Here is a 26,584-nt window from a genome sequence, read left to right on the forward strand (position 1 = left end):
ATTCATTGTGAGATAAATTTTCTTTGTTATGAGGGAGAATTAAATTTCTTTAAGAATTACGAGCTCCATAACTTAAAAAATGAACGGATAGGACTTATCTATTTTACTGATGTGTTATAGGTTAACTTAGCTAGTAAATTAAAAATGCTACTTTTTATTAGATAAATTAAGAGTAGAGAATCAAATTGACAGGTTACAAATAATAAAATTCTCGTTTAATCGAATCTTAGAGGGAAATATGAACATCCATCACGAAATCGAAAAACTATTCGAACAACGCCAAGATATTCCACTATTTTATATTGAAAGTGGGAGTCGTCTATGGGGTATGGCTAGCCCTGACAGTGACTATGATGTGCGTGGCTTCCATTTGCCGAGCAAAGATCAATATTTTGACTATAAAAAATACCGTGATTTGATTGAGATCATGGATGGGGATTTCGATTTCGTTTCATATGATCTCGATAAAATGTTTGGCTTATTGGCAAAAAGTAACCCAACAGTTCTGGAATGGGTGCGAGCGCATATTGTTTATTTTAATGCCTTTCCAGAATGGCAAACCTTTCGCGATGGATTACTTGAGCGAATCGATTATAGTGCGCTATATCATCATTATTTATCACTGGCGAAAGGTGGCATAAAAGTGATGCAAACTGCGGATAATTTTACTTATAAGAAAGTATTTTATTCAATTCGTGGTTTGATGTCGGCAGAGTTAGCTACCCAAAAAGTCATGCCTGAATTATTGATTACCGATTTATTTGCACAAGTCTCTGAGCACGATCCATTACGTCATTGGGCAGAGGATTATTTAGAAATTAAAAAACAGCAGAAAGAAAAAGCCCAACTTCCTGAAGTGGAACAAGCCGCGATTCTGAATTTATTGGAAATCAAAATTGAGCAATTAGCCGCTAAAGAAATGCAAAAAGCTGATCGTCGAGAGGGCTTAGCGTGTTATTTAACTGAATATAGTCGCCATTTAAAACAATATTATTATTAATAAAATGATTCGCTTATTTATTATCTAAGTTCGACTTAAATATTCAGTGAACGCATTTCTGAAGATTATATTTAATGTCGAACTTAGGTTAATGGTTTTATCTATTAAATCCCACTGTTTAGAATACGGATTTTCACATCAGCAACATGGTCTTTAGTTGCTTCAAAATGCTGCTGCATATGCGCAGTTTGCATATGTGCTTCGAGATGAGCAGTACTTTGCCATTTTTCTAACATCACAATGCTATTTTCATCTTGCGTCTGCATAGCAATCGCTGGCAGGTGATCAATCAATGGGGCATAGCCATGACAACCATCCTCTGCCAGTACAGTTGGAATGATTTTTTGGAAAGCATCTAAAACTGCTTGGCGATGTTCTGCACCTGCATGTGTCTGAATTTCTGCAATAATCGTCAACATAGGGTTTCTCTCTTAATGGGCCGTCGCAAAAAGCTGATCTAAATGGGCTTTGTACGCTTCGATGTAGCTTGGTACATCGGGCATTTTGATTACATCATTCACGATAAATGTAGGTAATGATTGCATACCCAAGAATTGATTGGCTTTATGGAAAGCTAAATACACACCATCAACGCCAACGCCGTGAAAGAATTGATCTGGATCAGTGAACGCTTCAATTGGTGCATTCCATGTCAACGATAACATGTATTTTTTATCTTGCAGCAAGCCACCTGAACCATATTTTTTCGATGCATCAGAACGGCTACGTCCATCACTGGCATAGAGTGAGCCATGACCAATCGTAAAAATATCATCAATGTATTTTTTCATTGTCCATGGTGCGCCCATCCACCAACCTGGCATTTGATAGATCACTACATCTGCCCATAAATATTTTTCAATTTCGGCTTGGATGTCATAGTCACTGTCGGTACGTGTCACTTGTACTGTATGACCTAAAGCTTTTAGATGTGATTCGGAAAAGTCAGTCAGGGTGTCATTCAATTCACCATTCGAGTGAGCGAATTGTTTAGCACCATTAATAATTAAAATATTGCTCATAAAATTAAACTCAAAAATAGATTTCTAAAACTTGGATATATTTTAGAAAATCTATTCATGAGTAAAAATGTATAAATAAGCAAAATACTATTGACTAAAAATCAATAATTATGAGTTCTGTTTTCGTGTTTTATAAGCTTTACGGATCAACCAAATTGCAATAATCACGATATAAAATGCCCAAAATTGGATCAACCAGATGAGCGTTTCTTTAAAATAGGATAGTCCAATTTTGAATGCTTCGGCTATTCGGGTGAGTAATGGATCGCTGTCTAGTGATGCAATACGATGAATATTGAGGTCATGACTCTTACGCACTTTTGGCTGTTGGAAAAATTCTAAACGAATGGTGCTATACGCTAGGCGATCTTTCACTTCTAAATCAGTGAGCTGTTGTAATTGATTATTTACTGTATTGGATGCGCTATTACTTTGGTTCGCTGTATTGAGTTTTTCTTCTAACAGTTTTAATTCATAACGTTTTGCTTCATAGCTTTGTGTATTAAAGTTCAGCATTAAAGGCAGTAAATGATTTAGAAATGTTGTCACCTGATCATTTGGAATACGTACTGTCAGTTGTACCGTCGGCGTGATTTTTTCATAAATATCCACGGTTCCATCAATACGATCATGTTGAGAACGGTCACTCACTTGATAGTCAATTTGCTTATTCTCAATATAGCCATTGTATTGCAATAACTGTTGCTCAAGCGTAGATGTGGTTTTTAATACATCGTTCACTTCAAATTTTAATTCAGCACTTTTAATTAATTGCCGATTTTGTTCGAGAGCACTTTGTTGTGTGCTTACTAACTGTTCGGGGTTTTTTGCTGCATTTGCTCGAATTGTTTCACTATTGGGCGCCGCACTTTCTGTCGCTACAGATGCATCGCTTGCAGCACCTTCTTCTTTTTTCGAACAGCCGACAATCGTACTACTGACGACTAAAATAATTGCTAATTTTTTTGCTAAATCTGACATTGGTGATGCCTAATCCGTGGTGATATTCATGTTATAAAATTTGTTTTTTTATTGACTTGTGATGATGTTCAAATGATTGATCAATACAACAAATCTCTCATAAGTCACATACATTTTGTTGCTTTGAAATCCAGTTTTGCATAGTAGCATAAATGCATGTGGTAAATAGGAAAGGTACAAAATGTATAAAATTTGGATGGTTTTAGGGTGTAGCTTATTTTTAGCCGCATGTAATCAGCCGATTGCACAGTCACAGCAAGAAGCAGCGGTACAAAAAAGTACAGCAATACATGCGGTTTTACTCGATCAACCAAATTTATTTCATGATGAAACTAATCTCAAAATTGATCAGCAGTTTAATCGTGCTGAAAACCCAACAGATGCGGAAATCACTGTTGAACAAGCGCAATTAGATGATTCTGTTGCAGCTATTCGTACCGAATATGAGTTAAAGCGCGATCAAGAAGTCTGGAAGATTGTAAATAAAAAACAAAGCTATCAGTGTGCGAGAGGGGACAATACCAATAAATTCCAGTTTGAATTGTGCTCTTAAACCTGAGCTGTAATTTGGTGCTGGATAAAACATAGACAAAAATGTGGATAACTTTTTGGTTATTCACATATCCACACAATTCATTTTATTGCTTAAATTGCAGGCATTTTTAAAAAGTGCTAAAGTTGCGCTTGTAAATTTTTACGATAGGTAAAATATTTACGAATCTCACGCAATTTATACACCTTGTGAATACGGTGTTTTCACATTTATTACATGCGTTCTCACTGCATGAAAATCAAAATTTAATTTAAATCAGAACCATAAAATGACGTGGTGCGGAATCTATTTTCTGTTTTTCAAGGAAATGGATGCACGCGAATTGGTTATTTTTGTGAATAGAACATGATGACGAACAATCAAAGCATGACGTTAAACCGTATAACGCTCATGTTTCCATTAGCTTTAGTGCTATTCGAATTTTCAGTCTATATTGGTAATGACTTAATTCAGCCAGCAATGTTGGCAATTACAGAACAATTCGGTGTTAGTGCAACATGGGCACCATCTTCCATGTCTTTTTATTTATTGGGTGGAGCAAGTGTTGCTTGGTTGCTTGGACCTCTGTCAGACCGTCTTGGACGTAAGAAAGTATTATTGGTAGGCGTGGCATTCTTTACGATCTGTTGTTTGCTCATCTTATTGACGCAGAATATCCAACAATTCCTGATTTTACGTTTCTTACAGGGAATTGGCCTTACGGTCATTTCGGCAGTGGGTTATGCTGCAATTCAGGAAACATTTGAGGAACGTGATGCCATTAAAGTGATGGCATTAATGGCCAATATTTCCTTGCTTGCGCCATTACTTGGGCCTGTTCTGGGTGCATTTCTGATTGATTATGTCTCTTGGCATTGGGGTTTTGTTGCGATTGCAATCTTTTCATTCCTGAGTTGGTTTGGTCTAAATAAATTTATGCCAGCAACCCCAGAGCGTCGAGCGAGACAACCTTTTATTTATATTTTTGATGATTTTAAAAAAGTATTCACCAATCGCCGTTTCTTAGGGTTAAGCATTGCTTTACCTTTGGTTGGGATGCCATTAATGCTGTGGATTGCGCTGTCACCCATCGTCTTGGTCGATGAGTTAAAGCTCAGTAGTGTGCAATATGGTTTAGCGCAATTTCCTGTATTTTTCGGGCTTATTGCGGGAAATATTCTTCTGATTAAGATTATTGATTGTTTTCCTCTAGGTAAAACGATTTTGATGGGTCTACCCATTATGTTGCTCGGAACCTTATTTCTGGTATTAGGTGTGATTTGGCAAACTTATCTAGTGCCGTGTTTATTGATCGGTATGACCTTAATAAGCTTAGGAGAGGGGATTAGTTTTTCAGTTTTATATCGTTTTGCATTAATGTCTTCAGAAGTATCCAAAGGGACAGTCGCTGCGGCTGTTTCAATGCTATTGATGATGAGTTTCTTTGTGATTATAGAATTGGTGCGTGTACTTTATACGCATTTCCATATTTGGGCTTTTGCCTTGGCAAGTGTGGTGTTGATTGGTCTCTGGTTTACCCAGCCGAGGGTAGTGCTGAAACAGATTATGCTGGAGCGTCAAGCTGAGGGAATCCATTAGGGCCTGTTTAAAATATCAACACAACTGTGGATATCTTTTAGGATACCCACAGTATTTAAATATCCTTACTTAATCACACCACAGGCAACCCGATCTCCGCCACCGCCCAAAGGCTTAGGTGAATCTGAATAGTTATCGCCACCTGCGTGAATCATGATTGCCCGACCCTGAATATCGGTAAGTTTCAGGCGTGGGGCAAGCACAGGCGTTGTTGCAAAACCCTTGTCATTCACGGTTAGGGCTGGTAGATCACCTAAATGTCCATCCAGTGGCGTACCGTGATGGGCAACTTTCTCTGGGTTAAGATGCCCGCCCGCAGCGAGGGCGGCTCCCATTTTGCCCTCTTTCTCCGCAGCTTCACATGAGCCGTTTTCATGGATATGAAAACCATGTTCACCTGGAGACAGTTTTCCAAGTGCAGGCGTGATGAGCAGGCCTTTCGGTGCTTGCTGGAAAGACACGGTGCCAATGGAGACACCCACACCATTGGCATCCACCTGATGCACTGTGATCAGTTGTTTTTGGTCTGCTGATGTAGGCTGTGTCTGGATTTTATCTGCGTTGTTATCCAGATTAACCGATGAACAGGCGGCGATACTTAGGCCGAGGCAACTCAGTAGGGAAAACTTTTGAATCATTGAAGTCATTGCAAATTATCCTTATCTATCAGCTTTATTTGTTTGATTCAAATAAAGTATGGGATAACTCGCAAGTTGTCAGTAAGATTAAATGGTAAATCGTGTAAATAGATTACGACTTTGTTTCAGGTGGCGCTTCAATGGCAGCGATTGGCTCCTGAACATTCTCATGCAGCCATTCACGCCAGATTGCCAGTAAAATAGCTAAGATGACTGGACCAATAAATAAGCCCACTAAACCAAAACTTGCGATTCCTCCTAGCACACCAAACATAATTAAAATGAATGGAATTTGAGTTGCGCCTGAGATAACTAAAGGTCGAATCACATTATCTGAACTACTTACAATCAAGACACCCCATGTAATCACACCAATTGCTTCGACAGTTTGGCCTTGAGCAAATAACCATAAACCAACCCCTAAATAGGAGATAGGAGTTCCAAATGGAATTAAGGCCAAGATAAACGTCACCATGGTGAGTAGCATTGGGTTAGGCACACCTGCTACAAAGTAACTGAGACCTGCTAAAATGGCTTGTGCCACAGCAGTTAATCCCACGCCATACACTACAGCGCGTGTTGTTTCTGAAATGGTTTCTAAATAATGATGTACGCGAGGACCAATGATCTTTTCTAAGGCGCGACTCACCTGAGATAAAATCATTTGCCCATCACGATAGAAAAAGAACAACGTCATGATTGCAAAGGTCAGTTTAACTAAATTCCGACTAATCTCGCTCAGTACAAAACGGCCATAGCTCAAATGACCTTGTATCCATTCGGCAACATTCTTCGCAATACTATTCGGATCGGCACTTAATTCATTGACTGTACGACTGATATCCTTACCAACAATCGGAAGTGTTTTTATAAACTCGGGGACTTGAATATGACCTGAAAATAATTGTTTTTGTAAATTAAAATATAAATTTCGACCTTCGAGTTGCAGCATGAAAATGGCACAAACAAAGGGAACCCCAATCACTAAAATGACCAACGTAATCATGATCGTTGCATTTAGCGTTGGTCGATTTTCACCAAAAAAGCGACGTTGTACCCATAAATAAACAGGCCATGTCATATAAGCAATAATCGCTGCCCAAAGAACAGGGACGATAAAGTATTTGAGAATGCTGAATCCCAAATACATTAAGACAAAGAACAGTCCAAACAATAAAACACGTTGTAATGTGGGAGCGTATTGTTGCACAAGCTTCCGTCTCTAGGGCTAAAAGTTGAATAAAATCATATTAACTGAAAAATGCGTCCAGTAAAATTTTCATTCAGTAATTTCACGTTGAAATCTCTAAATGGAATCAGGGGCTAAACCGCTGGCATGTTTCAGCCAGCCGATTATTTTCAATGGAGTGGCCCGTGATCGGCAATATGTATATCTCAGCATTTACGAAAGTTTTAAGACTGCAATACAGCAACTTACCATAGCAACATTTGCTATCGACTTTAATACAAGAGTTGGCAAAGAGTTACAAAGCGTATTGTTATATTGAATTCATCACACATCCATAAAGTGAATTTAAGGAGCAGTTCGATGACACATTTAAATAATCAGGACAATACCTCTCCAAAAACAGGTCAGGACCATCATTCACAACCGAATAACAGCAATCGTACACAAGCCGAAAGCGCAGTGACTACCCTCTTGAACGGTGATAAACTCAGTTATCAGCAAGTGGAAGGCCTGACGGACAGTGATCAATTACAGCAGGCTATAGAAAGGGAAGATATTCCTAAAAATCCTGAAAATGCACTACAGGAGCAAGGTGCGGAACGTGAACAGGCAATCCAGTCAAATGATGGAAGTCACGGTAACGAGACCATCCGTAAAGCTATGGAAAACCTCGATAGTGATGAAATGAGGCATAACCTGAAAGATGAAGGTGATGACACAGACCAACCTAGCCCAAATCCCGCACCTTTCATTGAACCTAAATAAAGATAAGTTTTATTAATGCAGTTACATCAATGGCCTCATGCCTTGTTCCATCCTGCTAATGGAGCAAGGCGGCTTAAAACCATTGGGTTGGATCATCGACTAACTGATTCAGAACGGGTTGCCATTGGCTTTGAATACTCACAAAATTTTTCTGTGGTTTATCAAAAATACTTAAACCTTGCATAGCCAACGTGCCATAAGCACTACGTTCTGAAATCCATGCGACAGGCTCTTGTTCAATCTTATTAAAGAAGTCTTGAATGTCTTTTGAACTAGAGCTATTCGCTTTCACGCGATTGGCAATCAACAGAATTTGTACTTTTCCTTTACGTATACGTTTGATGTCTTGTAAATGTTTTAGGAACCGACGCGTACTATCAATATCAAAGAATGAGGGCTGTAAAGGCGTCACAATGGCATGGGCTTCGCTGACCAATTGTTCTGCATGCTCACCTGACAGTGCGCCTGGGGCATCAATGATTAAATAATCGAGATGTTTGGGTGCATCACCAATTGATTTCTCATGCCTCCAGTCGAGGCTTTGAATGGCAGCAACAGTTTCAGGGCGTTGTTTTAACCATTGTAATGATGATTTTTGGTTATCAGCATCAGCCAACGCGACTTTATAGCCCTTTTGTGACAGTGCTGTGGCAAGCGTAATGGCTGTCATGGTTTTACCACAGCCACCTTTTTGATTTGCAATTAATATTGTCTTCATGAAATTAGATTTTTTAACAAGCGTTTTGTATTCAACTATACCTTAGCATCTTTTTCAGTAGAGTGTGTGACACATGACAAAAGTTTAATGTTGCAGTTAAATAGCAGATTCAGAAAAAGGAAAGTTTTATGTCAGTTTGGCTTGCAATGTTAATTGGTGGTTGTATTGGTGTTGTGATTACCACGCTGATTTTGTCCAATACGCGGAATGGTCGTATTCAGGCGGAATATGAAAAATATATTGCTGAATTAGAATTAGAACATAAGCAAGCTTTGCTAGATGCACAGAAACGTAGTGTAAATACAAGTCGTGCGGTGTTAAAAGGAAAAATGGCAGAACAGTTTGCGCCGATTTTACCTGAATTTCAGTATTTACCCAGTGATGCAAAATTTCTCGGTGATCCTGTCGATTACGTGGTTTTTGATGGCTATACCGATTTTCGTGATGGTGATGGGACTGCAGACGATATTGAAGTGATTCTACTTGATATTAAAAGTGGTGGTGCGCGCTTGAGCAAAGGACAGCAGGCAATTGCTCAAGCAGTACGTGAAGGACGTATTCGTTTTGAAACGCTAAGAATTGATTTTGAAAATTAATGACTGCTTTGAATTTATAACTTTTGCACGCGAGCCAACAGCATTTTTTGTGCAATCGCAGGAATACCATCTGCATCAAAATATTCTTTTTCAAGAAATTTAAATTTAGCTTGTGCAAGGTGTCGTTCAATATCGCGATTGAGATGGCATCCATCTCCAATCCTTTTTTGTAGCGGAGTGAGTAGGGTCTGTAAGGATTGTAATTTGATCGAGTCAGGATGTTTCACATGCTCAATTAAATGAAAGGTGCCTGTAGGTTTCAATACTCGATAAATTTCTGCTAAGGCGACATCAAGTTTTGGAATACTACAGAGAGTCCATGTGGAAACAATATGATCTAAACTTGCATCGGCGAATGGAAGTTTTTCTGCGCTGGATTGTACATGCTTAATATAAAAAGGCGCATGCTGAACTCGTTCAACGGCAAGATGATAAATGTCTGGATTGGGTTCCAAAGCATAAAGTGAGTCAACATTGCCATAGAAAGGAATATTTAAACCTGTACCAAAACCTATTTCGAGGACTTCACCTTCGATAGGAACCAATAATTCACGACGCTTATCCATCAAACTTGCAGTCTGCATGACTTGATTGAGTAAATATGGGAAAACTCGACGTTGATAGAATTGATAAATCATAGAGATCCATTCGTTGATTCAGATTAGAGAAATCAGTAACAAAGCCACAAAAATATGACTAAAGTAAGTTTGATTGTTACTAAAAAAAGTAATTTTTTTCATCGTCTAAGCATACTATGAAGATATACGCTTTTCTAAGAATTTAGTTAGATTTTGAGGGTGATGAGCCATGAAAAAACGTCTATGGATGAGTTTAGGCATGGTGGTTATGCTTGGGCAGACACATGCATCGACCAGCGGAATAGAATATAACATTGCCAATGGTTTATCGCCGATCGCAAAGGATCAGTCTATTTCGGTGTTACAGCCTTTTTATGGCAACTTCCGTATTCTTGGTTCTAAAATGTACCAAGATGACGAACAAGCAAAATTTTCTCCGATTGATTATGCCGTGAGTTGGGGTTTGTTTGCCAAGCCCGAGATCGCACGTAAAATCTCAGTAAATCAATATGACCGCTATTTGAATTGGAAAATAGATAAACTACCTGTTCCTGCAAATCAAGCCATGCAAATGGTTTCCAATATGCATATTATTCCCGCAAATCCTGAAATTGCCCAGCAAATCAAACAAGTGAAGCGTGGAGATTTGGTGCAGTTGAAAGGTGAGTTGGTTGAGATTCGGGATAAAGATTTGGTTTGGCGATCTTCTTTAACAGCTACGGATACGGGTGATGGTGCTTGTGAGTTATTCCGTGTTAATTCAATTCAGTGGATAGAAAAACAAAAAATCTAATCTTGTTGAACAAGAGAGGGTCGTATGACCCTCAATTTTTTATATCACTCACCAGCCTTTTTAGTTTCTGTTGGTTGAGAACTTTTCCAATGGTGTAGTTGGCTTTGCGCATGTAGATATTCATTTAAATGATCAACTTGTTTGGCCGTATCAGTATTTTCTGTGGTACTCGCTAAGGTACTTTGCTCAAGTACTTTGGCTTGATTATCCCAGTATTCATATAAAAGTCCTTGAATATATCGACCTTGTTCTGTTTTAAGTTCTAACTCTTTCAGCATATTCAATGCCGATTGAACATTATCTTTTTGGCGTTGCTGTTCAAACGCTGGAGTGAGCGTATTGGCTTCTTTCATCTTTGCAAGTTCTATTTCCATGCTATCGCTCATTTCGGTAAAACGACGGTCATAGTCATCTAAAATCGCAATATCATGCGCATCGTCAGCCGTTGTAGGGAACTGTTTAATCGGGATTTGTTTAAGCTGACCAATGGCATCATTAGCATTTTGAGTTTGCTGTTCTTGCTGAGAGGGTGCTTTAGGATCTTTGTTACAAGCACTCAGTAATAGTGTAGAGCTGATCAAGCAACTGAGTGCAATCGTGGTTTTAAATTTAAAGGTCATAGAAACACCTGATTTATTGTTACTTTGCTATTTTTTGGAAATGGTAGGCAAATGTTGTATAAGGAAAATCAATCTGATCTTGAGCAGTTTGGCCTGTAAAATCAAATACAATTTGTTCAAATTTTGCTTTCAGTTGCTGTTGTTGATGTTCTGGCATTGCTGCAATAAAACTCGTGGAAAGTAACCGTTTGCTGACCACTTGTTCTACTGTGCCTGTATGTTGGAGTTGAAAGGTCTGAAGACCGTTGAATTGAAAGAGCTGTTGTTGCTCGAAAACCTGTTTCCATTTCTCACTATGATAACGTGGTGTATCTGCTTCAAATCGGGCGATTTCATCGGCCAACGCTTTGACCCAGTCAACAGTAATATCACGTTGATTCCAAACCAGTCCAAGATGCCCCGTAGGAATTAATACCCGATACATTTCCTTGAGCGTTTCGATATTTGAGAACCAGTGAAAAGATTGGGCACAAATAATGGCGTTAATGGATTCATCCTTCACCAGAAGTTGATCGCTTGAAGTCTGTAGACATTCGACTGTGCTATAGCTTTGCTCCAGTTGTTCTCGCATGGCTGTCACAGGTTCAACGGCAATCACTTTTGCCTGTGTCTGAAGTAGGAAAGGTAAGAATTTGCCAGTCCCTGAACCGAGGTCAATAACAGTGGAACTTTCACCTATATGGAGGCGATCTTGTAGCCAAACCGCTATTTCTTGCGGGTAACTGGGACGAACTTGCTGATACAGTTCAGCCCCTAAACTAAAGCCTTTTTGAGCGGAAGGATGTAAGGATTGTGTCATTTTTTGCGCTTTTTAATCTGTCTTATCTCTATAAAATAAGATACTCCGCAAATAGGGTTTGGCAAAGACATCATTTGATGGCTTTTTGCGACAAGCCTAGGATTAATTTTTCAGTGTGAGCATGGATAAGCAAATAATATTTGAAGATGAACATATTCGCGTTATTTTTTTAAAAGGTTCAAGTGACACTTTAGTGGTTTCGTTTGGCGATTTGATTAGTCGTGCCAAAGGAATGTCAATTAATGCTGAAAAATCACTCATAAAATATCAATACAATGTCATCGGTATTATGCCGAAGCAAAAATCTTGGTTTCCTCAAAGCAGCATGCTTGAGATGCAGCGACAGATTCAGCCGATCTTAGAACAGTTTGAGCAGATTGTGGGTTATGGTGGATCAATGGGAGGCTACGCCGCGATTAAATATTCTAATTTATTGAATATGCATAAAATCGTTGCTTTTGTACCACAATATTCGATAGACCCTGATGTGGTTCATGATCGCCGTTATGCAGAATTTTTTGACGCATCTATTCATCAAAATATGCAGATTCAGGCAGATGAAGTGGATTCGTCTCGTGAATACATCATTGTCTATGATCCATACTATGCAGAAGATAAAGAACATTTCTTAAAAATACAGCCCTTATTACCAAAGATGCATGTGATTCATTTGCCTTTTACAGGACATGAAGCACTCTCGGTTTTGGCAAGTTCGCAATTACTCAATGATTTTGTTGAGCAACCTTTTGAGATTACTTATTTTTATAAGCGTGTTCGAGAGGTTAAAAAGCAAAGTAAGTTCTACTATCGCCATGTACTAGATGCATTATTGAGCAGGCATCATCAAGCTTTATTACGAATCTTGCAAAATAACAATTTTGAATTAGATGAACGTTATTTTGATGCTGTTCTTAAGCAAAAATTGGTTCAACAATTATTTAATCTACAACAGGGTACTGAGCAAAATTTACGGAAGTTAGGTATTCATCCGCATTTTATGCAACAGATGGACAGCTCAGTGCTGACCATTCGCACGATTCAGAATACATGGTTAGTTTTTAATTTAGTCAGCTTAAAGCTAGAGGCTTATAACGCTGAAGCAATTCAGGCGAATCAACAATATTTGCTGCCATTGAAAGCTAGTGCGAATGCCGTTGTTGAACTTGAGTTAAATGCAGAATCTTATGTTTTGACGATGAATGATCGTGGGATTCATAAATTAGTTAAAGTCGGTGAAGCTTTGGCTTTGGATCAGTCTTTATTGATTTTTAAACGCTATCCTGAATTTTATCAACTCAGTTATAAAAACTTGACCTTGAGTTGTGATGCACAGGGATTGGGTCAGTTTGTTGAAAATCATGCAGATGAGCAGACCAAACTACAATTGATAGACTAAATCACATAATCAAAAGCCCTTTGCTTAAGCAAAGGGCTTTTAACGATGGGTTAGAAAATTAATTTGCACCCACTTTGGCATGGGTGCCGACATTGGCATTTACGCCCAAGACTTTCACGCCAACATTTGCACCTGCCTGAGCCTGTTTCCTGTCTGCATTCAAGCCCGTTTGTGCCTGAATGGATGAGTTTCCAACGTTAACCCCTGCTTGGGTATTCAGGCCAATCGACTTTTGCTCAGCCTGATGTTGCTGATGACGTTTTTTTGCTTCTGCTCTTTTTTCAGCAGCAAACTCCTTGCCATCAGCAGCTTTCTCTACCGCATAATCCTTAGTGTTTTTAACCACTTTCGCGGTTTTGTCTACCACCTGTGAACCCACATTTACACCTGTGTGTACAGCAGCATGACCAACATGATGAGCTGCGTGACCTACGCCCTGAGCAGTATTTTTGACCGCACCTGCAACACCGCTAATCAAGCCACCAGACTGGACATTAACCTGAGCTGAGCCATTGGCATTGACCCCAACATTTTGTGCGAAAATAGAGGCAGAAGCAAGTAGAGTTGTTGTGACGATAGCTGTTTTGATCATTTTCTTCATTGCGATTTCCTTAAGCGATGTACCGTTTGGGGTACTTCATCAACGCAACTGCATCATAGCGGGCAAAAAGCAGAAATGTATGCATTTCAGCAAAACTTTACAAGCACATTACAGCTTAAAAACACTTTGGATAGAAATTATGGAGATGGCAAACTTAGCTACATTGGTCCAAAACGGTTTGGTTAAAGTAGCTTTTTAACTTGTCAAAGTTATGTTTTACCTCAGGTTTCTGAATGTCAAATACTGTGGTTTTTCGCGTTTTCTGATCTAATACAGGTTTTTCAGTGGCGGCATTGAATAAACGATTCGGCACATATTGATAGGTCTCAGAAAAAGCCCGACTCAACTGATTGCCTTTAAATTCCCATGATTCCGTACTCTGCCCACCATCAAAATAACCTGTAAACTGGATCATGCAATGATTCTTGTATTTATTTAAGGATGCGGCATTGGTCTTGGTATCGGGTAGGGCATTAATGTTCTGAACCACTTGCAGTTGTTGTAAAGGCTGCTCGGCTTGGCTGGAGAGCGTTGAACACGCGGTAAAGCCAATACTACTGACTAAACAAAGCAAAATGGTTTTAAAAGGCATAACTGTCATTGTTTCATTCATTCCTATAAATTTTGTTCAATCGTATTAATTTGATGAGGGTTGGCTCAGTTCAGCACGCTCAATAGGAACATTTCCATCATTGGTACCCACAACTGCATCTTTGGTGTCTTGCCATTTTTTAGCAGTATATTGTTTGGCTTTTTCGGTTTGTTCCTGAACAATGACGGATTGTTCAGCAGTGTATTCTTTGGTGGTTTTCCACTTTTCACTGATTTTTTGCGATGTGTTTTCAGATGCACCTTGTATCGAGCCACCTAAGTTTTGTAGCCCTTTGCCTGTTTTATACAGCAATACACGACCAAGGCTAGGGTTGTCACCATAAGGAAGTGTTTTTTCAGCCGTTGCAGTATTTGCATTCGCCGTAGTTGTATTTGTTTCGGCTGCCCAGAGAGAAGACGATGCGATCACTGCAGTCGCTAAACACAATGCGGGTATTTTCTTCATCATCTTTTATCCTTTTGGCAATAATGTTGCAATTCAAGTTTTATAGCTTATCGCCAAGTTCAAGAAAAGAATGTAGGTGATGTGAAATTGATACAGTGCGTAAACCGTTGTGCTTTGATGTCCTTTGTATGAATCAGTCGCAAGGATGACGGTTTGCCTGCTTTTAACATCGCTAAATGTAGGCAAATGTCCTATGCCTTATTTATTCCAATTTTCTTGGTAGGTGCGACCTGTCTGAAAGTAATTTGCGACTAAATCAATAAAATGTTTAAAGTCGCTATTTTCTTTCAAAATTCGATTTATCGTTTGCCAGTCGGGTTCTTGTTTGCGTTTGGCAGGAAGTAAAATTTCACTTTCAGTCGGATTTTCTGGAGTGAGTAAAATAACGCCAATACCATGCAAAGCCGAAAGCATTCGCAACTCCTCTTCAACTTCATTTGTTGATATAGATGTTGCTACGAGGTAGCCCTCATTTGCCCAACTGGAATTACTGACTGCTTGGAAGAAGCTACTGCGAATATTGGAGCTGTTGAGTTCTTTTTTGACTTCAAATGACCACAAACGCACATTTTGACCAGAGCCATGTTTAACACAGCTTTTAACGAGTTCATGCCAGTGTTTATCTAAAGGTTGCATGGCAACAATGTCGGGGTGTAACCATTGATTGCCGTTTTGCCCACGAGAGTTTTTAGAGCGTTTTTCATCAATTCTCAGGCAATATAAACCGAACTGTACTCTTAAAAATTCAATCAGTAGGGGGTATAAATCATGCTCGGATAAATTTCCTGATTTAATCAATGGGAGATTAATTTCAGTTTCTTCAAAATTTTCGTTTGAAGTTAATTCTTCATTGGCAAAAGATTCGCCATGTTCAGCTTGATGATTTGGGTCGTACCAATACACACGCGGTCGAGGTTTGTCTTGTACATGAATATAGGGTGATAGTTTTAGGATGCCATGTTTGTGTGCGCCAATTTCAGCAAACACTTGACTAATAAACTCGTCATCGGTTTTGAAGCGTGGGTTTTTTCGTTTTTCCACATAATCTTCGGGAAATAAAGTAACAATTCCTTCGGCAATATCTCGAGCTTTAAATTTTTTTAACGGTGATTGTTTTAAAAGCTCAAATACACGCTGTGGTTGAGAAAGTTTGCTCATTATTGCCTCTAAAAATAAACCCCACTAATTTATAGCAGGGTCTATCATATTCATCAATGACTTAACATTAACCCTGCAATACACTTACATCTGCAATCGTTGTGAATAAATCACGCAACTGAGCGAGTAAACGTAAACGGTTGGCTTTTAATTCAGCATCATCTGCCATGACCATTACGCCCTCAAAGAACGCATCAATCGGTGCACGAAGCGCAGCCAGTTTAGACAACGCTTCTGTATAGTTACGTGCAGCAAGTAAAGGCTGAACCACTGGTGTCAATGTTTGAAGTTCTGCATAAAGTGCTTTTTCAGCAGCTTCAACTAGATGCGCTTCAACCACAGCACCTTCTGGTGTCGCTTCTTTGGCAAGAATATTGGCAACACGCTTATTTGCAGCAGCAAGTGCAGCAGCTTCTGGTAATGTACGGAAATGATTGACCGCAGTCACACGCTTATCAAAATCAAGTGGAGATTTTGGTGCAAGTGCTTGAACCGCTTGAATCACATCAACCGCAACGCCTTGGTCTTCATACTTAGCACGGTAACGACCTTCAAGGAATGCAACGGCATCCGCACGGGTCTTGTCATGATCTTGAACAACGTCGCCATAACCTTGAAGCGCAAAGTTAACCAGTTCTTCAATCGTCACATCAAGTTCATTTTCAATGATCAAACGTAAGATACCGATAGCAGAACGGCGTAATGCAAATGGGTCTTTAGAACCTGTAGGTGCTTGACCAATCCCGAAAATACCAACCAGCGTATCTAAACGGTCAGCAAGGGCAATCGTTGTACCTGTCTTGGTTTGCGGTAACACATCACCTGCAAACTTCGGTAGATATTGTTCACCCAACGCTTCGGCAACTTCATGATTTTCACCTTCAAGGCGCGCATAATACGTACCTGCAATCCCTTGAAGTTCAGGAAATTCACCCACAAGTTCAGAGGTCAAATCGCATTTCGCCAGTAACGCTGCTTTCTCCGCATCGATTGCATTTGCACCCGTAATTGGTGACAACGCAACGGCTAATTTCGCAATACGTTCTGATTTGTTCCAAAGCGTACCCAATTGTGCTTGGAATACCATATTCGCGAGTTTTTCTTTACGAGACGCAAGCGGTTGCTTTTGGTCTTGTAAGAAGAAGAATTCTGCATCGGACAAACGAGGACGTACAACTTTTTCATTCCCTTCAATAATTTGAGTCGGATCTTTAGACTCAATATTTGAAACGGTAATGAAGTAAGGTTGTAATTTACCTTCAGCATTGATTAAGCAGAAATACTTCTGGTTATCCTGCATGGTGGTAATCAAAGCTTCTTGAGGAACAGCCAAATAACGCTCTTCAAAAGTTGCACGTAACGCAACAGGCCATTCAACCAAACTTGTGACTTCATCAAGTAAGTCTGCTGGTACAATCGCAGTCGCATTGACTTCATCTGCCAAAGTTTTGACTTGTGCTTGAATCGTCGCTTGGCGCTTTTCAAAATCAGCAACAACATGCGCATTTTCTAATGTTGTTAAGTAGTCGTTTGCATGTGCCAAAACTACAGCTTCAGGCGCGTGGAAACGGTGACCATAAGTCACATTACCTGTTTTGTGATCTTGAATGGTTGCGTCAATCACTTGATCATCTTTAAGCAATACCACCCATTTTACTGGACGAACGAATTCAGTACGGCTTGCCGCTGAACGCATACGCTTAGCAATTGGTAAATTATCCAATGCTGCTTGTAAAATCTGTGGAAGCAAAGCATCAAGACTTTGACCTTTGACATCTTTCAAGAAGCAAACTTTTTCTACTTTACCTGCTTGGAACGTCGAAAGCTGATCAACCGTGATGCCTTGACCACGCATAAAGCCTTCAAGTGCTTTAGTCGGTTTGCCTTCAGCATCATAAGCGGCTTGTACCGCAGGGCCGTCAAAACGTTTTTGTGTGTCTGCTTGAGCTGCATCAATATCAACAATTTTGAGTGCCAAACGACGTGGTGCAGCATAAGCTTCAATTGCAGTGAAGTTTAAGCCTGCATCTTTTAAGCCTTTTTCTGTTTCAGCTTTTAAAGCATCACGTAAAGTTTTTAAGCTTTTTGGTGGAAGTTCTTCACAGCCAAGTTCGAATAAAACAGTATGCTTTGTCATTATTTATTCTCCTTCGCTTTTTCAGCTTGGGCTGCTTCTGCCTCAACTTGTGCTTTAAGTTGAGCCAATACTTCATCACGCAAATGTGGTTCTGCCATTGGGAAACCAAGTTTCGCGCGTGCAGCTACATAGCTTTGAGCAATTGAACGCGCCAAAGTACGGACACGTAAAATATAACGTTGACGTTCAGTTACCGAAATCGCACCACGGGCATCCAACAAGTTAAAGCAATGCGATGCTTTGATCACTTGTTCGTAAGCAGGGAGTGGCAGTTCAGCTTCGATTAAACGAGATGCTTCAGCTTCATAGAAATCGAATAGCTCAAACATTTTATCGACTGGTGCATATTCGAAGTTATAGGTCGATTGTTCCACTTCATTTTGATGGAATACATCACCATAAGTGACTGTACCGAATTGACCTTTGGTCCAAACAAGATCGTAAACCGAGTCTACACCTTGAAGATACATCGCCAGACGTTCTAAACCATAAGTGATTTCACCCGTCACAGGGTAGCATTCAACACCACCGACTTGTTGGAAGTAAGTGAACTGAGTCACTTCCATACCATTTAACCAAACTTCCCAACCTAAGCCCCAAGCGCCCAGTGTTGGAGATTCCCAGTTGTCTTCTACGAAGCGAATATCATGCGTTAGTGTATCTATGCCGATTGCTTTTAATGAATCAAGATACAGCTGTTGGATATTATCTGGGTTTGGCTTAAGTACCACTTGGAACTGATAGTAGTGTTGTAAACGGTTTGGGTTTTCACCATAACGACCGTCTTTCGGACGACGTGAAGGTTGAACGTAAGCCGCGTTCCAAGTTTCTGGCCCTAATGCACGTAAGAAGGTTGCAGTGTGGAATGTCCCTGCGCCCATTTCCATATCATATGGTTGTAATACGACGCAGCCTTGCTCCGCCCAATAGTTTTGTAGGGCAAGAATTAAGCCCTGAAATGTATCAATATGCGATATAGCACGACTCATGGTGCATCCACTGGAATCAAACAAAAATTGTGCTTAAGTATAAGGATTTTCGGGTGCAGTGCAAAGGATTCGAGCGTTTCAGCGACAAGTTCTGATAATAAATTATTTAAACGCTTTTGTTTAATTTTCGAGTTAATTCAAAACGTAGCCCATAGCCGACATATTTTCCCAGTTGGCAAAGTCCTGAATAGGAAACCATTCACATAAACGTCACCTCATGACGCATAACATCTTTATCAATCTTAATTTTCAAATCATGAAATGTTAGCTTTGAAATGATGTTGTCACTGAGGTGTTTGCTATGTCTGATCGCATTCGTGAAAAATTACAAATTCTTGCCGATGCAGCTAAATATGATGTGTCCTGTTCCTCTAGTGGTAGTGACCGTAAAAATAAAGACAAAGGTTTAGGCGATGCCAGTCGGGCAGGGATTTGCCATAGCTATACCGAAGATGGGCGTTGTGTTTCTTTACTGAAAATCTTGTTCAGTAATGTCTGTATTTTTGATTGTGCTTATTGTGTGTCACGCCGTTCTAATGATGTGAAACGGGCTGCATTTACCGTACAAGAAGTGGTTGATCTGACCATTAATTTTTATCGTCGTAATTATATAGAGGGATTATTCCTTAGCTCAGGTATTTTTAAATCCGCAGACTATACGATGGAGCGGATGCTTCAAGTAGTGAAAAAACTACGTCTAGAGGAAAATTTTAATGGCTATATTCATCTCAAAACTATTCCTGGAGCATCGCCTGAACTGATTCATGAAGCAGGGCTTTATGCTGACCGTATGAGCATTAATCTGGAAATGCCAACCGAGGTTGGGTTAAAAGCATTTGCGCCTGAAAAATCACATCAAGAAGTACAAAAAGACTTGGGGCTCGTGCGTGATCGACTCATTCAACTCAAAGATGAACGTCAAATTATCAAGCATGTGCCAAAATATGTACCCGCAGGACAGACCACGCAAATGGTGGTCGGCGCACATCAGGAAACTGATCAAGACGTACTTGTGATGGCAGATCGACATTACAAGGAATTTAAACTCAAACGGGTGTATTTCTCAGGCTATATTCCAATCAACACGGAAAATAATTATCTTCCTGCTGTCGGTTCAGCACCACCTTTGTTGCGTGAAAATCGTCTTTATCAAAGTGATTGGTTGATGCGTTTTTATGGTTTTGAAGTCAATGAAATCGTCAATGAAAAACACCCACATTTAGATTTGGATGTAGACCCCAAACTGAGTTGGGCGTTGCGTCATCCCGAGCAGTTTCCAGTGGATTTAAATCGTGCTGACTATCGCATGATCCTTCGTGTACCAGGCATCGGCGTAAAGTCAGCCAACAAAATCGTGCAAGCGCGTCGTTTTGGCAAGATACATACTGATTTATTGAAGCAACTCGGTGTGGCGTATTCACGTGCCCAGTTTTTTATTCGCTGTGAAGACAGTCCACGGTTTCAAAAGGAACTTTCTACGACTGATATTCGTCAGCAAATATTAACGCAGGGTTCATCTAAATACGTTAAACAACTGTCACCGCAATTGAGTTTAGGATTTTAAACATGCTCAGTGATGCGGTGGTTTATTACTACTTTGATGGCTCTATGGTCGGTTTACTCAACTGCGTATTTCGTGCTTTTCAATTCAAAGAGTTTCACGTGCAACTGTGTTTAAACCAAGGTGCACAGCATGGTTTATTTGCCACTGTAGTTGAAATTCCAAATCACGAGCAACATGCAGCACGTGTTTGGTCAGCTTTACAGCAGAAACTTTCGCATTCATCTCTGAGACAATTTTATTTTGCTTATTTGTCGGAATCGTTGGATGCCTATCAGCATTTATTTAATTACTGTATCTATGTTTTTCGGCATCAACATTCAGTCGAAAAAAATTACTCTCATCCCAGTGTTTTAGCGATTTCGCAATGGACGAAAAAGGTCGGGCGCGAAAAGCATCGTATGGAAGCTTTTGTGCGGTTTAAGAAAACCACAGATGGTTTATTTTTAAGTTTAGTTCGACCTGATTTTAATGTATTACCTTTGATACAGCCGCATTTTAAGCGTCGTTATCAAGATCAACGTTGGCTCATTTATGACGAACAACGCAAATATGGACTGTATTATGACTTACACGAGATTCATGAGGTGTCTCTAGATGCTCATCAGATTGACCGTAATATTGAAAATGGGGCTAGTCAAAACTTCCAATTAGAATTAGATGAACAAGAAGAATTATATGATCAGCTTTGGAAAGATTATTTCAATAGTATCAATATTAAAGAACGTCAGAATGTGAAATTGCATGTGCAATATTTGCCAAAACGTTATTGGCGATATTTGAATGAAAAATATGTTTAAGGCATTTTTTTGATTATTATTTTAAAAATACCAACATAACAAAAGAGCACATTCATGACTAAATTAGTTTTAAAAACAGCAGTAGTGATTATGGCTTGTTTGAGTACTTTGGTATTTGCCAAAACGCAAGATAAAGCGATAGATCCTTATAGCCAATGTGTCGATGACACCATTCAACAGCTAAAACTGGGCAATATCAATAATGCTGTGGTGGAGATCTGTAGTACCAGAACCAAAACTTTATATGCAAAGCAGATTGTGCAGGTATTGGATCAAATAAAAAAACAGAGTCAGGAATACAAGCAGCTTGAACGCTATCAGGACATCATGAAATCACAACAACTCTGGAAAAATTTTGTCGATCAAGAGTGCCGTAATGCTGGTGCTTATATCGGTTCGCCGATGTATGAGTTTTGCCCCATGCAAAAATATGCAGAGCGATTGGAGCAATTGGAGGAGTATTTAAATTAACCTTGATCAGTTTTCGTTATTATTTAAAACTGTAATTTAAATGCATCTTCAGTCTGAGTCGGCGTATACTGCTGCAACCAATGAAACAACACTATTCCAGCAAGGTGCATTGTGAGCTTAACCCAATCAGACTGGCTAAATTTCTTAAAACCGAATTACAAAGTATTACCTTTGAAAGAACGTTTACTTTCAGGATTTGGCGCGCTTTGTGGTTTAGCAATATCCTCTTTAATCAGTTGGTATGTATTGGGCGGTATGAATGCATGGTATATCGCCCCGATGGGTGCCTCTTCTGTACTGCTTTTTGCAGTTCCGAATAGTCCTTTAGCGCAACCGTGGAATGTTGTGGTTGGCAACATATTGGCTGGTTTAATTGGTGTGACATGCACACAGTTATTACCTGATTTAACCTCTGCTTTTAGTGTCGCAGTTGGGTTAGCCATTTTTATGATGATGACAACTGATTCATTGCATCCTCCAAGCGGTGCAGTGGCGATTACCGCGGTTTTAGGCGGTGATGCTGTACATCGTTTAGGATTCCACTTTATTTTATATCCCGTATTACTCAACTCAATTTTACTTTTGTTGATTGCTGTCTTTTTCAATCGTTTGATTGGACGTCATTATCCGATTACAGCGCATGTCAATGAGCGTTCCAAAGACCCGACACCAACTCAGAAAGTTTCGATCCAACCTAAAGATATTAAACATGCTTTAGCACACCACACAGAATTATTAGATATTAGTCAGTATGATTTAGAAAAGATCATTTTAGAGGCACAAGAGCATGCCAATGAACGTTTGAATCACTCATTTGTTTGCCAAGATATTATGAGTCGTGATGTGATTAAGCTACATGAGGATGATGATATTCAGCAAGCCTTAGATAAATTCAAAGCGGTAAATTTAATGAGTTTGCCTGTAGTAAATTCAGAGCATAATTTGGTCGGGACACTTGCTTTGTATGAGGTTGTGGAGTGGTTTAAAGGTGCAACAGATCCAAGAAATTCATGGCAACACTATGTCCATCAAATTATGAGTCATCGCGTAGTAACGGTTGATCCGCTACAACCGATTCAAGATCTTATTCCTTATTTTGTAGAAAAATCTTTTAATTATATTCCTGTCGTGGAAAATCAACGTTTGATTGGCATGATTAGTCGTGCGGATATGATCGCTGCGCTTCAACAACAACTCAATCGTCAAAAGCTTCAATCAGAATAAAAAAAAGCTACGGTTGTATTAGGGGGAAATTCAACCGTAGCGACCAAAAGAGGCAAAGAAATTAACGTTTTATGCTTTGGTCTTCATAAACGGTTTTTACGGGCTGATTATAGCCTTGTACATAATCAATGCGACTTTGCTGTTGTTTTGGAATTACTAACCACAAAATCAGGTAAACCAAAATACCAGGGAAAGCTGCGCTCATGAGTGAAATCACTACAAAGATCAAGCGTAATAAATTTGCATTCCAACCAAAACGTTCCGCAATACCGCCCATTACACCAGCGATCATGCTTTGTCGGTTTGAGCGATATAAACCAGAATTGGTCATTTAATTTTTCTCCTAAAATATTTGATACAGCAACAGAATGAGGCTTCATTCATGATAAGCCGCTGTTAATAATGAGATAGGGATGAACTGGTTTTTTTAAAGTTTAAACAGATGGGAGAATCGTTACGGTGTGTAAAAGGCTGATGGAAAAAACGACAGTATCACCTAAAATGCACCGACTTAAAGCATACTGCTTTGTTAATTTGCTATTTCATTAAGTTACGTCCGCCATAATTACCCATTTGAGGGAATAGACGAATATTCAAATGCTTCCTATATTTTGCAGAACCATCGGATGTTTTTGAAAAAAGTGTGACAACGATGTTGATATTAGAGATTTGTGGATATGCAGTTCAGGTTCTTCTTACAGCATGTTAGTGTAGGATTTTTATTGAGTTTGGGCTTGAGTGCTTGTGATAGCTATCATCCAGATTCAATGAAAACATCAAACCAAGCGCAGCCAACTAGTGATGAAAGTTCTATTCCAGTCATGTTAGATGCTGAGCAAGCACGAACAAGTGCAAGTGAAGGAATGTCACTGACTGAGGTAGCTGGACAAGCAACAGTTCCTCATGTTGCTTCTAAACATATGACGCAACCGACTCAACAAGATATGCAATATGTTGGGCGCTATCATGCGCGTATTCCTTGTACTGATGCATTTGCTGGTTGTGTCAAAGATGAAAAAGAAGCGGAATATATCTTAAATTTATTAGAAGATGGTTCAGTTTATTGGACCAATACCAGTTTCGGGCGTTTGGGTTCAGATCCATCGCGCAATATGGCCAAAATAGAGCGAACCTGTAAGCAGGTGCAATGGCATGTTGAGCCCACAGAACAAGAGATCGTTGTGCGCTGTGATGCGGTGGATGTGAATTTATATTATCGGATCAATCAGGACCAGAATCTTGTGATGGATCTGGATAAAATCTGGAATGGGGATCAGGGTCGCAACCGTAAGTTCTTTAAGGAATATCCATTTCCTAAAAAAGCCTATTTGTTTGAAAAGGCGGAATAGAAAAATGAGTATAAAAAAAGAGCGCATCAAGCGCTCTTTTTTGTCAGTTCCGATTAGTAATCGAAGCTGAAGTGTTCTGGAGCAAGTGAAGTCAAAGTACGTGAAGTCGTTACCATTGATTCTGCGTGACCTTGTGCACGTGGCAATAAACGGTCAAAGTAGAAATCTGCAACTTTGATTTTTGCTTTATAGAATTCAGGCGTTTCAATGCCGTTACCAGCTTCTAGTTTTTCAGAAGCAATCACTGCTTGTTGAGCCCAGAAGTAAGCCATCATTACATAACCAGAGAACATCAAGAAATCAGCAGAAGCAGAAGATACGATGTCACGGTCTTTACGTGCTGCAAGCATGATGCGAACAGTTAATGTGTTCCATTGAGCGCAAACCTTAGTTAAGTCCCAAGCGAAGCGACGTAAATACTTGTTGCGAGCATGTGCAGCACAGAATTTTAAGATTTCAGCAGTATAGTCACGAACAACTTTACCTTTTGAGCTTAAAAGAACTTTACGACCTAATAAGTCAAGTGCTTGAACACCCGTTGTACCTTCATACAATGTTGAGATACGTGCATCACGTGCGATTTGTTCCATGCCCCATTCTTTGATGAAACCATGACCGCCATATACTTGGATACCATGGTTTGCAGCTTCTAAACCTAATTCAGTCAAGAAACCTTTTAAAATCGGTGTATAGAAACCTAGTTTGTCATCAGCAGCTTCATAAGCAGCTTGATCACCACTTGCCAATGCATCCGCCATTTTATCTGCAAGTTTGGCAGCGTGATAAATCATTGAACGACCACCTTCAGCTACAGCTTTTTGAGTTAAAAGCATGCGGCGAACGTCTGCGTGGTGAATAATCGCATCAGCTACGCGCTCAGGCTCTTTCTTGCCAGAAAGGGCACGCATGGACATACGGTCTTTCGCATAAGGTAAAGCACCTTGGAAAGAAAGTTCAGCGTGTGCGATACCTTGAACCGCTGTACCAATACGTGCAGTGTTCATGAAAGTAAACATTGCATGCAAACCTTTGTTGATTTCACCAATGAGGTAACCAGTAGCGTTATCGAAGTTCAATACCGCAGTTGCTGATGCACGGATACCCATTTTGTGTTCGATTGAACCACAAGATACGGTATTACGCTCACCTACACCGCCGTCAGCAGTTGGGATGAACTTAGGCACGATGAATAACGAGATACCACGGGTACCAGCAGGTGCGTCTGGAAGACGCGCAAGTACGATGTGGATAATGTTTTCAGTTAAATCATGCTCACCCGCAGAGATGAAGATTTTAGTACCAGAGATTTTATAAGTACCGTCAGCAGCAGGTTCAGCTTTAGTTTTTACTTGACCTAAGTCCGTACCACATTGTGGTTCAGTTAAGCACATTGTGCCAGACCAGGTACCCTCAACCAGTTTAGGCATATAAGTCGCTTTTTGCTCATCTGTACCGAACTGGATGATGGTGTTCATACAACCTGTACTTAAACCAGGGTACATGGTGAATGACCAGTTTGCAGTACCCATCATTTCAGACTTGATGAGGTTTAAAGACATTGGTAGACCTTGACCACCAAACTCTTCAGGATAGGAAAGACCTTGCCATCCACCCATGACGAACTGGTCATAAGCTTCCTTGAAGCCTTTAGGTGTAGTGACTTCACCATTGTTAAAGGTACAGCCTTCTTCATCACCTGACTGGTTCAGTGGAGAAAGGACGTTTTCGCAGTAATCTGCCGCACCTTCAAGAATCATATCAACTGTATCTTTATCAGCATTCTGTCCACTTGCCAAAGTTTGGTAGTGTGCAGGATAATCAAACACTTCATTCATTAAGAAACGAATATCGCGGAGCGGGGCTTTATAAGCTGGCATAATCTTAATCCTGTATTTGAATCGTTTTGGATTATCTGTTTCGATACTTTGATTATTCACAATGGTGATAAAAATACATTGATAAACTCTAGGGAAAAAATTGTCAGAAAAGCTAATTTTCGAAATGAGTTGTG

At 39.8% G+C, this 26,584-nt stretch carries 29 protein-coding genes; 12 read left to right on the forward strand and 17 right to left on the reverse strand.

Annotation, left to right across the window (positions count from 1 at the left end; all coding sequences use genetic code 11):
- Positions 1–238 precede the first annotated feature (238 nt).
- Entirely contained in the window at positions 239–1,000 is a 762-nt protein-coding gene (locus tag M5121_RS04595) for a nucleotidyltransferase domain-containing protein (RefSeq protein ID WP_249570487.1), read from the forward strand.
- 104 nt (positions 1,001–1,104) lie between these two features.
- Here M5121_RS04595 and M5121_RS04600 read toward each other — a convergent pair whose 3' ends face one another.
- The 3 genes from M5121_RS04600 to M5121_RS04610 all read right to left on the reverse strand — a co-directional run bounded on the left by M5121_RS04600 (position 1,105) and on the right by M5121_RS04610 (position 3,003).
- On the reverse strand, positions 1,105–1,419 hold the full coding sequence (locus M5121_RS04600) for a putative quinol monooxygenase (protein ID WP_249570488.1): 315 nt from the start codon (positions 1,417–1,419) through the stop codon (positions 1,105–1,107).
- 12 nt (positions 1,420–1,431) lie between these two features.
- Positions 1,432–2,022, reverse strand: a complete 591-nt coding sequence (locus M5121_RS04605; protein WP_249570489.1) for an NAD(P)H-dependent oxidoreductase — start codon at positions 2,020–2,022, stop codon at positions 1,432–1,434.
- 108 nt (positions 2,023–2,130) lie between these two features.
- The gene (locus tag M5121_RS04610) at positions 2,131–3,003 is read right to left on the reverse strand and encodes a DUF4349 domain-containing protein (protein WP_249570490.1); all 873 of its coding nucleotides are present in this window, start codon (positions 3,001–3,003) and stop codon (positions 2,131–2,133) included.
- 181 nt (positions 3,004–3,184) lie between these two features.
- Between M5121_RS04610 and M5121_RS04615 the strand changes: the two genes are divergently transcribed.
- Together M5121_RS04615 and craA are read left to right on the forward strand one after the other, a co-directional pair.
- The gene (locus M5121_RS04615; protein ID WP_249570491.1) at positions 3,185–3,556 is read left to right on the forward strand and encodes a hypothetical protein; all 372 of its coding nucleotides are present in this window, start codon (positions 3,185–3,187) and stop codon (positions 3,554–3,556) included.
- 348 nt (positions 3,557–3,904) lie between these two features.
- Positions 3,905–5,134 carry a chloramphenicol efflux MFS transporter CraA gene (craA, locus tag M5121_RS04620; RefSeq protein ID WP_249570561.1) on the forward strand — a complete coding sequence of 410 codons (1,230 nt, stop codon included), beginning with the start codon at positions 3,905–3,907 and terminating at the stop codon, positions 5,132–5,134.
- A gap of 65 nt (positions 5,135–5,199) precedes the next feature.
- Here the strand turns inward: craA and sodC are convergent, their stop codons facing one another.
- Positions 5,200–5,781 (reverse strand): superoxide dismutase [Cu-Zn] SodC, encoded by a 582-nt coding sequence (sodC, locus tag M5121_RS04625; protein WP_249570492.1) that lies wholly within the window; start codon positions 5,779–5,781, stop codon positions 5,200–5,202.
- Positions 5,782–5,884: 103 nt separating this feature from the next.
- Positions 5,885–6,982 (reverse strand): AI-2E family transporter, encoded by a 1,098-nt coding sequence (locus M5121_RS04630; RefSeq protein WP_087544172.1) that lies wholly within the window; start codon positions 6,980–6,982, stop codon positions 5,885–5,887.
- A 339-nt stretch (positions 6,983–7,321) separates the two neighbouring features.
- On the opposite strand from M5121_RS04630, the gene M5121_RS04635 reads away from it, so the two are divergent.
- Entirely contained in the window at positions 7,322–7,726 is a 405-nt protein-coding gene (locus M5121_RS04635; RefSeq protein WP_249570493.1) for a hypothetical protein, read from the forward strand.
- A 73-nt stretch (positions 7,727–7,799) separates the two neighbouring features.
- Here the strand turns inward: M5121_RS04635 and M5121_RS04640 are convergent, their stop codons facing one another.
- Positions 7,800–8,444 (reverse strand): ParA family protein, encoded by a 645-nt coding sequence (locus M5121_RS04640; RefSeq protein WP_249570494.1) that lies wholly within the window; start codon positions 8,442–8,444, stop codon positions 7,800–7,802.
- Positions 8,445–8,572: 128 nt separating this feature from the next.
- Here M5121_RS04640 and M5121_RS04645 point away from each other — a divergent pair, with 128 nt between their 5' ends.
- Positions 8,573–9,040 (forward strand): Holliday junction resolvase-like protein, encoded by a 468-nt coding sequence (locus tag M5121_RS04645; protein ID WP_005156416.1) that lies wholly within the window; start codon positions 8,573–8,575, stop codon positions 9,038–9,040.
- Between the two features lie 14 nt (positions 9,041–9,054).
- Here the strand turns inward: M5121_RS04645 and M5121_RS04650 are convergent, their stop codons facing one another.
- Positions 9,055–9,678 carry a class I SAM-dependent methyltransferase gene (locus M5121_RS04650; protein WP_249570495.1) on the reverse strand — a complete coding sequence of 208 codons (624 nt, stop codon included), beginning with the start codon at positions 9,676–9,678 and terminating at the stop codon, positions 9,055–9,057.
- A 169-nt stretch (positions 9,679–9,847) separates the two neighbouring features.
- Between M5121_RS04650 and M5121_RS04655 the strand changes: the two genes are divergently transcribed.
- Entirely contained in the window at positions 9,848–10,411 is a 564-nt protein-coding gene (locus M5121_RS04655; RefSeq protein WP_249570496.1) for a hypothetical protein, read from the forward strand.
- A gap of 44 nt (positions 10,412–10,455) precedes the next feature.
- Here M5121_RS04655 and M5121_RS04660 read toward each other — a convergent pair whose 3' ends face one another.
- Together M5121_RS04660 and M5121_RS04665 are read right to left on the reverse strand one after the other, a co-directional pair.
- Positions 10,456–11,031, reverse strand: coding sequence for a hypothetical protein (locus M5121_RS04660; RefSeq protein ID WP_249570497.1), 576 nt, complete (start codon positions 11,029–11,031; stop codon positions 10,456–10,458).
- 19 nt (positions 11,032–11,050) lie between these two features.
- On the reverse strand, positions 11,051–11,830 hold the full coding sequence (locus M5121_RS04665; protein ID WP_249570498.1) for a class I SAM-dependent methyltransferase: 780 nt from the start codon (positions 11,828–11,830) through the stop codon (positions 11,051–11,053).
- 121 nt (positions 11,831–11,951) lie between these two features.
- Here M5121_RS04665 and M5121_RS04670 point away from each other — a divergent pair, with 121 nt between their 5' ends.
- Positions 11,952–13,226 (forward strand): hypothetical protein, encoded by a 1,275-nt coding sequence (locus M5121_RS04670; protein ID WP_249570499.1) that lies wholly within the window; start codon positions 11,952–11,954, stop codon positions 13,224–13,226.
- A 58-nt stretch (positions 13,227–13,284) separates the two neighbouring features.
- Here the strand turns inward: M5121_RS04670 and M5121_RS04675 are convergent, their stop codons facing one another.
- From M5121_RS04675 to glyQ, 6 genes are all read right to left on the reverse strand, one after another.
- Complete coding sequence (locus M5121_RS04675; protein WP_249570500.1) at positions 13,285–13,827, reverse strand: hypothetical protein; 543 nt, start codon at positions 13,825–13,827, stop codon at positions 13,285–13,287.
- A gap of 154 nt (positions 13,828–13,981) precedes the next feature.
- Positions 13,982–14,428 carry a hypothetical protein gene (locus tag M5121_RS04680; RefSeq protein WP_249570501.1) on the reverse strand — a complete coding sequence of 149 codons (447 nt, stop codon included), beginning with the start codon at positions 14,426–14,428 and terminating at the stop codon, positions 13,982–13,984.
- Between the two features lie 36 nt (positions 14,429–14,464).
- Positions 14,465–14,884: a hypothetical protein gene (locus M5121_RS04685; protein ID WP_249570562.1), complete on the reverse strand. Its 420-nt coding sequence runs from the start codon at positions 14,882–14,884 to the stop codon at positions 14,465–14,467.
- 198 nt (positions 14,885–15,082) lie between these two features.
- Positions 15,083–16,042 carry a COG2958 family protein gene (locus M5121_RS04690; RefSeq protein ID WP_178883175.1) on the reverse strand — a complete coding sequence of 320 codons (960 nt, stop codon included), beginning with the start codon at positions 16,040–16,042 and terminating at the stop codon, positions 15,083–15,085.
- Between the two features lie 67 nt (positions 16,043–16,109).
- Positions 16,110–18,179 carry a glycine--tRNA ligase subunit beta gene (gene glyS / locus M5121_RS04695; RefSeq protein ID WP_249570502.1) on the reverse strand — a complete coding sequence of 690 codons (2,070 nt, stop codon included), beginning with the start codon at positions 18,177–18,179 and terminating at the stop codon, positions 16,110–16,112.
- Entirely contained in the window at positions 18,179–19,168 is a 990-nt protein-coding gene (glyQ, locus tag M5121_RS04700; protein WP_004660270.1) for a glycine--tRNA ligase subunit alpha, read from the reverse strand. The genes glyS and glyQ overlap by 1 nt, the downstream gene beginning before the upstream one ends.
- Positions 19,169–19,469: 301 nt before the next feature.
- On the opposite strand from glyQ, the gene M5121_RS04705 reads away from it, so the two are divergent.
- The 4 genes from M5121_RS04705 to M5121_RS04720 all read left to right on the forward strand — a co-directional run bounded on the left by M5121_RS04705 (position 19,470) and on the right by M5121_RS04720 (position 23,224).
- On the forward strand, positions 19,470–20,732 hold the full coding sequence (locus tag M5121_RS04705; protein ID WP_249570503.1) for a putative DNA modification/repair radical SAM protein: 1,263 nt from the start codon (positions 19,470–19,472) through the stop codon (positions 20,730–20,732).
- A gap of 2 nt (positions 20,733–20,734) precedes the next feature.
- Complete coding sequence (locus tag M5121_RS04710) at positions 20,735–21,529, forward strand: TIGR03915 family putative DNA repair protein (protein WP_179994948.1); 795 nt, start codon at positions 20,735–20,737, stop codon at positions 21,527–21,529.
- A gap of 54 nt (positions 21,530–21,583) precedes the next feature.
- Complete coding sequence (locus tag M5121_RS04715) at positions 21,584–22,000, forward strand: lysozyme inhibitor LprI family protein (RefSeq protein ID WP_249570504.1); 417 nt, start codon at positions 21,584–21,586, stop codon at positions 21,998–22,000.
- A gap of 111 nt (positions 22,001–22,111) precedes the next feature.
- Positions 22,112–23,224 (forward strand): HPP family protein, encoded by a 1,113-nt coding sequence (locus tag M5121_RS04720; RefSeq protein ID WP_087544136.1) that lies wholly within the window; start codon positions 22,112–22,114, stop codon positions 23,222–23,224.
- 61 nt (positions 23,225–23,285) lie between these two features.
- Here the strand turns inward: M5121_RS04720 and M5121_RS04725 are convergent, their stop codons facing one another.
- Positions 23,286–23,555 carry a PspC domain-containing protein gene (locus M5121_RS04725; protein WP_249570505.1) on the reverse strand — a complete coding sequence of 90 codons (270 nt, stop codon included), beginning with the start codon at positions 23,553–23,555 and terminating at the stop codon, positions 23,286–23,288.
- A 346-nt stretch (positions 23,556–23,901) separates the two neighbouring features.
- On the opposite strand from M5121_RS04725, the gene M5121_RS04730 reads away from it, so the two are divergent.
- Positions 23,902–24,573 carry a hypothetical protein gene (locus tag M5121_RS04730; protein WP_249570506.1) on the forward strand — a complete coding sequence of 224 codons (672 nt, stop codon included), beginning with the start codon at positions 23,902–23,904 and terminating at the stop codon, positions 24,571–24,573.
- A 53-nt stretch (positions 24,574–24,626) separates the two neighbouring features.
- Here the strand turns inward: M5121_RS04730 and M5121_RS04735 are convergent, their stop codons facing one another.
- Positions 24,627–26,450: an acyl-CoA dehydrogenase C-terminal domain-containing protein gene (locus M5121_RS04735; RefSeq protein ID WP_087536039.1), complete on the reverse strand. Its 1,824-nt coding sequence runs from the start codon at positions 26,448–26,450 to the stop codon at positions 24,627–24,629.
- Positions 26,451–26,584: the final 134 nt, after the last annotated feature.

The organism is Acinetobacter sp. ANC5681 (assembly GCF_023488045.1).
Taxonomy (GTDB): Bacteria; Pseudomonadota; Gammaproteobacteria; order Pseudomonadales; family Moraxellaceae; genus Acinetobacter.

Coding starts and splice junctions, on each gene's coding strand:
- M5121_RS04595 (WP_249570487.1), top strand. CDS start 239: ATGAACATCCATCACGAAATCGAAAAACTATTCGAACAACGCCAAGAT.
- M5121_RS04600 (WP_249570488.1), bottom strand. CDS start 1,419: ATGTTGACGATTATTGCAGAAATTCAGACACATGCAGGTGCAGAACAT.
- M5121_RS04605 (WP_249570489.1), bottom strand. CDS start 2,022: ATGAGCAATATTTTAATTATTAATGGTGCTAAACAATTCGCTCACTCG.
- M5121_RS04610 (WP_249570490.1), bottom strand. CDS start 3,003: ATGTCAGATTTAGCAAAAAAATTAGCAATTATTTTAGTCGTCAGTAGT.
- M5121_RS04615 (WP_249570491.1), top strand. CDS start 3,185: ATGTATAAAATTTGGATGGTTTTAGGGTGTAGCTTATTTTTAGCCGCA.
- craA (WP_249570561.1), top strand. CDS start 3,905: ATGACGAACAATCAAAGCATGACGTTAAACCGTATAACGCTCATGTTT.
- sodC (WP_249570492.1), bottom strand. CDS start 5,781: ATGACTTCAATGATTCAAAAGTTTTCCCTACTGAGTTGCCTCGGCCTA.
- M5121_RS04635 (WP_249570493.1), top strand. CDS start 7,322: ATGACACATTTAAATAATCAGGACAATACCTCTCCAAAAACAGGTCAG.
- M5121_RS04640 (WP_249570494.1), bottom strand. CDS start 8,444: ATGAAGACAATATTAATTGCAAATCAAAAAGGTGGCTGTGGTAAAACC.
- M5121_RS04645 (WP_005156416.1), top strand. CDS start 8,573: ATGTCAGTTTGGCTTGCAATGTTAATTGGTGGTTGTATTGGTGTTGTG.
- M5121_RS04650 (WP_249570495.1), bottom strand. CDS start 9,678: ATGATTTATCAATTCTATCAACGTCGAGTTTTCCCATATTTACTCAAT.
- M5121_RS04655 (WP_249570496.1), top strand. CDS start 9,848: ATGAAAAAACGTCTATGGATGAGTTTAGGCATGGTGGTTATGCTTGGG.
- M5121_RS04660 (WP_249570497.1), bottom strand. CDS start 11,031: ATGACCTTTAAATTTAAAACCACGATTGCACTCAGTTGCTTGATCAGC.
- M5121_RS04665 (WP_249570498.1), bottom strand. CDS start 11,830: ATGACACAATCCTTACATCCTTCCGCTCAAAAAGGCTTTAGTTTAGGG.
- M5121_RS04670 (WP_249570499.1), top strand. CDS start 11,952: ATGGATAAGCAAATAATATTTGAAGATGAACATATTCGCGTTATTTTT.
- M5121_RS04675 (WP_249570500.1), bottom strand. CDS start 13,827: ATGAAGAAAATGATCAAAACAGCTATCGTCACAACAACTCTACTTGCT.
- M5121_RS04680 (WP_249570501.1), bottom strand. CDS start 14,428: ATGACAGTTATGCCTTTTAAAACCATTTTGCTTTGTTTAGTCAGTAGT.
- M5121_RS04685 (WP_249570562.1), bottom strand. CDS start 14,884: ATGAAGAAAATACCCGCATTGTGTTTAGCGACTGCAGTGATCGCATCG.
- M5121_RS04690 (WP_178883175.1), bottom strand. CDS start 16,042: ATGAGCAAACTTTCTCAACCACAGCGTGTATTTGAGCTTTTAAAACAA.
- glyS (WP_249570502.1), bottom strand. CDS start 18,179: ATGACAAAGCATACTGTTTTATTCGAACTTGGCTGTGAAGAACTTCCA.
- glyQ (WP_004660270.1), bottom strand. CDS start 19,168: ATGAGTCGTGCTATATCGCATATTGATACATTTCAGGGCTTAATTCTT.
- M5121_RS04705 (WP_249570503.1), top strand. CDS start 19,470: ATGTCTGATCGCATTCGTGAAAAATTACAAATTCTTGCCGATGCAGCT.
- M5121_RS04710 (WP_179994948.1), top strand. CDS start 20,735: ATGCTCAGTGATGCGGTGGTTTATTACTACTTTGATGGCTCTATGGTC.
- M5121_RS04715 (WP_249570504.1), top strand. CDS start 21,584: ATGACTAAATTAGTTTTAAAAACAGCAGTAGTGATTATGGCTTGTTTG.
- M5121_RS04725 (WP_249570505.1), bottom strand. CDS start 23,555: ATGACCAATTCTGGTTTATATCGCTCAAACCGACAAAGCATGATCGCT.
- M5121_RS04730 (WP_249570506.1), top strand. CDS start 23,902: ATGCAGTTCAGGTTCTTCTTACAGCATGTTAGTGTAGGATTTTTATTG.
- M5121_RS04735 (WP_087536039.1), bottom strand. CDS start 26,450: ATGCCAGCTTATAAAGCCCCGCTCCGCGATATTCGTTTCTTAATGAAT.